This is a genomic window from Microcystis sp. M079S1 (assembly GCF_020246425.1).
Classification (GTDB): domain Bacteria; phylum Cyanobacteriota; class Cyanobacteriia; order Cyanobacteriales; family Microcystaceae; genus Microcystis; species Microcystis aeruginosa.
This window is the reverse complement of the sequence record NZ_JADBSZ010000098.1, coordinates 1-4,882: the sequence shown is the minus strand read 5'-3', so window position 1 is coordinate 4,882 and position 4,882 is coordinate 1. Positions and strand designations below refer to the sequence as shown.

Here is a 4,882-nt window from a genome sequence, read left to right as displayed (position 1 = left end):
GGCTTTTGACCTGTTAAAATCCGATGTTCATGCTGCGAAAATAGGATTAAGACCTTCAAAAACCTGGCATTATTCTTCTTTTAGTACATAAACTGGTACAAAAAAAGAGGGCAACAAAGCCTGAAACGACCGGCTACTGACGACCGGCTACTGACTCCTAACCCCACCAACAAACTTTTTCAGCAAACCCTAATTATGACTCTTAAACTTATTGTCTTTGAGTAAAAAATGCAAGTTATAGCTGGGCAAAGTATAATCTTTGAGAAGATACAGGTTTAGCTGAAGAACCACGAATAACGTTAACCATAATTTTTACATCGGGAGTTCTTTTACCAGAATCATTAGATGCCTATTGATTCTTGAGGAGGGCAACAAAATTACTATAGCATTTTTTCAACCATCAAGTCATGTTATGATCATCGGTTAATCCCAAGTTCTCACCTACAGCCATAAATTATAGATATTAACCTCTCACAATAAACCGCGATAGCGGATAAAAACGAGGATTACTGCCCAGGAACCTAAAGCTACTTTAACGGCGACTAAAATATTTAGTATCGGTAAAATGCCGCCACTAAATAGCGCCCCTAATTCACCGTGGGGTAACTCAAATCCTGAGAGAGTAATGGCAGCCAAAACAATAAAAACTAAGACGGAAATTTTCTCCCATGTTGCCGCTTGCCAACGGCGATAAATTGCTTGCATCCATTCGGGAGAGGAGGTAATTGCTATTAAACCAATTGCCGTACCTCCGGCGACTCCGGCGGCAAAACCTCCCCCCGGACTTAAATGTCCGCGGATAGCTAATTCAATGCCCACTAAAGCGGTAATTGTTGCCCCTAAACGGGCTAAAATAATTGAAGGTTGGTCGGTAAATTGATGGATTTTACTGGCGGGTTTTTCGGTGGCTAAAAGAAAATTTGCCCCCATAATGGCAATGGTAAAAACCACCACTTCATAGATGGTATCGTAAAGACGATTACGAAAAATAACCACCGAAACCGCATTAGGAACACCACCGTCGCGCACCAGGGATTCAACAATTTCTAAGGATGATACAGAGGAAGCAGTATTCGGAATAATTACCATTTTGATAGCGAAGGCAATGGCGGCTAGAGTATAAATCCATTTCATTAGTGTTTCTCCTCTAATTTTGGGGTTTCAATACAAGTTAAAGTTGTGTTGGCTGCCGTTAATTCATTTTTAAAAATATCGTAGAGATAGGGTAATCTAATTGTGGTTTCGTAGGGGATAGTTTCTGGATTGTCTTGACGGATACAGACGGCATGAACATCTTTATCAATAAGTGCCTGTTGCAAAGCTTGTTTATCACTGTAGGCAACTAATTCTAAACGCATAAAACGTTTACTTAAAACCGTTTGTAGTTGAGTTTTTAACTGTTCTAAAACTGTATCGGTTTCCTCGGCAATTACTCCTAAACGCATCACTAAAGAGGAACGAATCGCCACCGCGTAGAGAGTTACGGCTAACATGGTTCCCATCAAAGCTTCGGTTAAAGACACATCTGCTGCCCCTAATAAAGCATAAACTAAAGCGGCTATTGCCCCTAAAACCCCGCGAATTACTAAAGCTTGGTAGGGATTGGATTGTAATATCACCATCGCCGCAGTTAAAGGCAAGAGGGCAACAATAACATAGAGATAGAGATAACTTTCATTCATCTTTAATTTTACTCTCGATCGCTAGAAGTATAAGCTAAAACGTAGCCTAACATGGTGTTCCAAATTGCTAGGGAAATTATTGCCAATAATAATAAAGGCCAATTTTGGGGAACTTTCAAAAGTAGCCCGAAAATAATCGCCATGGAACCCAAGGTATCGGCGACAGATAGACCGTGTAATTTATATAATACCGAGCGCTTGTCTAAAAGATGCGCGGTTCCCCAAAACCAGAAAAAAACTCCGATAGCGATACAGATATAACTGAAAATGTCAATCATGATTCGTTCAATCGTTTAAGAATTTGTGCTAATAACATAAAGCCGGCATTACCGACACTGAGAATAATCACTGCTACCACTCCAATCATCCAATCATCCCGCAGAACTGACACCACTAGAATAATAATCGATGATTTACTGGAAGCACTGGCAAAGGCGGCCATTTTTTGCCAAATATCATCATTTTTTGCCACTTCATAAAGGGGAATTAATAGGGCGACAATCATGGCAATGAGAACAATATTCATCCCTGGTTACTCCGTTTAATTATATGGACTTCATAACCTTCATTTTCCTTGTATTCGGTGACGATAGTTTTCGGGGTAAAAGTAATGAGAAATATATCCCAAAAAGCCAATCTGGGTGAACGTTTACCAGAAATTCTTTCTAAAATAATTTCTTCTTCCTTGTGGGGACAAAAGATGATTTCAAACGCTTCTTTATAAGCTTGGGGAATAGCTATAAAGACTTTAATTATTACCTTTAACCAATCGCCTAAAGTTTCGCTAGAGGCGAAATTACGGGGCAAAAGAAAAGCAATAGCTACCCCGATCATAATATTAGCGGGGGTAAAATTAGCGGTGAGTAAAAACCACATAGTTAAACGCAGAATTATATGTCCAATCATGCTAAGACCATCCAAAATAATAGAACTAACATTATACTCATCATACCGACGAGATTATCAAATTGTTCCCAAGCTCGCGATAATTTTAGGGATAACTTTTTGAAAACTCCCAGATATAACCACCACCCGGCACCGATGACGGCTAAAGCTTTGATAAGATTGGGGAGATTATAAGCTTCAACATAGACGGCATTGGCTAAAAATAGGGCGGCAAGGAGCAGAATTATTGCTATCCAGAAACCGATAGTTAGCTTCTGTTTACTTTCGCCACCCGCATGGGGTAAAAAGATAAATTTAGCAAAGGAAATCGCCGTCCCCACCGCCACAAGATTGATCATAATCTCTTGCCAGGGGACTAAATTTTTCATCGTTAACGCTTTCGCCCCAAAACCAGATAATAGGGGGAATCCGGAGATAGAAAAACTAGCAACCACTAGGGCAATCCAGAGAGAATTAGGGAGCGATTGTTGCTGTAATTCTTTAAAATTGCGACTGGGTAAAACTCCCGCTAACAGAAATAGGGAAGATTTAACTAAACCGTGGGTAAGGGTATAAAAACCACTGACTACCGGGGCAGCTAAAATAAAACCTAACTGGGAAATAGTATGGAAGGCTAACATCCGCTTGCTATCCTTTTCAAACACTGCGTATGACACGCCAAAAATCGCCGTTAGCACCCCGAAAAGCCGAATTAGGACATCTAAATCCTCTAGGATTAAAGCACAGCGCAGGAGGGGAAAAATGCCAGCTTTTACCACCACCCCCGACATCAGCGCCGAGACGGAGGTTTCCGATTCCGAGTGTGTCATCGGTAGCCATAATCCCGAGACAAAGATTCCCCCTTTGACTAATAATCCCATGAAGATTAAAGCCAAGGCTTCGGGAGGTGCGCCCCTTAAACCGGCAAAAGCAAAGGAATTATTGGCTTTATAGACTAAAACCGCGCCGATTAGGTAAAATAACATCGCCACATTGCTGATAAACAGATAACGCAGGGCAACCCAGAGAGAGCGATCGCTGCGAGGGTAGGCAATCACCAGAAAAGCGGCAATACTAATTACTTCTAGGGCAACGTAAACGCTAATAAAATCCTCACAGACGAAGACAGAATTAATGCTGCCGTGGAGAATGATAGCTTGGGCGTAAAAAAAGGCGGTTTTGCTACTTTCCCAGTTATAAAAGATCACCGCCATGGTCACCAGGGCATTGGTGAGGATAAAATAGGCACTTAACTGATCGGCTACCAGTCTCACGCCATAATTATCCAGTAGGTCAAGGGTTATGGGGGAGGATTGGCTAAATAGAAGGAGAGAATAGGCGAGAGAGATAATAGTGGCGGCGAGAGCCAGATATTTGTCTAATCGCGGCAATAAATAGATGATAAAGCCGATCAAAAAGGGTAAACTTATCCAGGCGATCGTTAAAGTATTCATGGTGTGTTATTTTTTTCTATCTCGCTGCTGTCGAGGGTGGGGTTATCTTTGGCTAATTTCATCACTCCTACCAGCATTAACGCCTGAATGGAAAAACCGATGACGATCGCTGTTAAAATCACTGCTTGGGGTACAGGATCAGCGTAATTTTGCTGTTTAACTGTACTGAGGATGGGAGTAAACAAACCGTCACGGGAAGAAATCACCACATAGTAGGCGATAACGCCCGTACTCATGACATCCATGGCGATAATCTTCATGATTAAGTTTTTTTTCAGGAATGTTCCTAAAAATCCGCACAAAACGGTGGCGAATACAAACAACTCTAGGAGGGGAATCGTCACTGGGCTTCTTGATTAGATTTGGTTATGAGTCAAAATATTTCTTCTAATTATCCTCGATCGAGTCCCAATTGATCAAAAAATTCTCAAGATTATGGGGGGAATTTTCGGGTGGCAAATGGATTGTTTTAGATCTATAATTATTATTGAAAAAATAAAAGCAAGCGGTTTCGCTTTAATAATGTATATCTTGCCAGAGAGCGCAATCAGTAATGTTTTGGAAATCTTTGATATTTTTGCTGGCAATAATAACCCGACGACTGGGATATTTTTCTTTGAGTAGAGTCCCTGACAGGGGGACAAGACCTCTCAACGCATTGTCCACAAAGGTTTTGAGGCTCCTCAGTTACAAACAGATACATCGCTTTCAGCCAAAAAGCTAACGAGAGAATCAGGGATTTGGGCGAGCTTACTAGAAATCTTTATCAACAACGGGGGGTGAGCTGCATCGAACTTTTTCGCTCGAACACCCCAAAAAGCTTGTGCTGTAAGGAGTTCAGCCAGCTTGTCCCCCTGTCAG

At 41.4% G+C, this 4,882-nt stretch carries 8 protein-coding genes; all 8 read right to left on the bottom strand.

The features are described 5' to 3' along the window. Positions 1 to 471: 471 nt before the first annotated feature. Positions 472 to 1,134: a Na(+)/H(+) antiporter subunit B gene (locus IM456_RS05995; RefSeq protein ID WP_125730147.1), complete on the bottom strand. Its 663-nt coding sequence runs from the start codon at positions 1,132 to 1,134 to the stop codon at positions 472 to 474. After that, positions 1,134 to 1,682, bottom strand: a complete 549-nt coding sequence (locus tag IM456_RS05990) for a DUF4040 domain-containing protein (protein ID WP_149987922.1) — start codon at positions 1,680 to 1,682, stop codon at positions 1,134 to 1,136. The genes IM456_RS05995 and IM456_RS05990 overlap by 1 nt, the downstream gene beginning before the upstream one ends. A gap of 8 nt (positions 1,683 to 1,690) precedes the next feature. Then, the gene (locus IM456_RS05985; protein WP_002752066.1) at positions 1,691 to 1,960 is read right to left on the bottom strand and encodes a monovalent cation/H(+) antiporter subunit G; all 270 of its coding nucleotides are present in this window, start codon (positions 1,958 to 1,960) and stop codon (positions 1,691 to 1,693) included. Then, complete coding sequence (locus IM456_RS05980) at positions 1,957 to 2,208, bottom strand: hypothetical protein (protein WP_002739224.1); 252 nt, start codon at positions 2,206 to 2,208, stop codon at positions 1,957 to 1,959. The genes IM456_RS05985 and IM456_RS05980 overlap by 4 nt, the downstream gene beginning before the upstream one ends. Next, a complete protein-coding gene (locus IM456_RS05975) occupies positions 2,205 to 2,588 on the bottom strand; it encodes a Na+/H+ antiporter subunit E (protein WP_149987923.1) in 384 nt (127 codons plus the stop codon). The genes IM456_RS05980 and IM456_RS05975 overlap by 4 nt, the downstream gene beginning before the upstream one ends. Beyond that, positions 2,585 to 4,021, bottom strand: a complete 1,437-nt coding sequence (locus tag IM456_RS05970) for a cation:proton antiporter (protein WP_287694407.1) — start codon at positions 4,019 to 4,021, stop codon at positions 2,585 to 2,587. The genes IM456_RS05975 and IM456_RS05970 overlap by 4 nt, the downstream gene beginning before the upstream one ends. Next, on the bottom strand, positions 4,018 to 4,365 hold the full coding sequence (locus IM456_RS05965; protein ID WP_002761414.1) for an NADH-quinone oxidoreductase subunit K: 348 nt from the start codon (positions 4,363 to 4,365) through the stop codon (positions 4,018 to 4,020). The genes IM456_RS05970 and IM456_RS05965 overlap by 4 nt, the downstream gene beginning before the upstream one ends. Positions 4,366 to 4,537: 172 nt before the next feature. Further along, complete coding sequence (locus IM456_RS05960) at positions 4,538 to 4,687, bottom strand: hypothetical protein (RefSeq protein WP_287694405.1); 150 nt, start codon at positions 4,685 to 4,687, stop codon at positions 4,538 to 4,540. Positions 4,688 to 4,882: the final 195 nt, after the last annotated feature.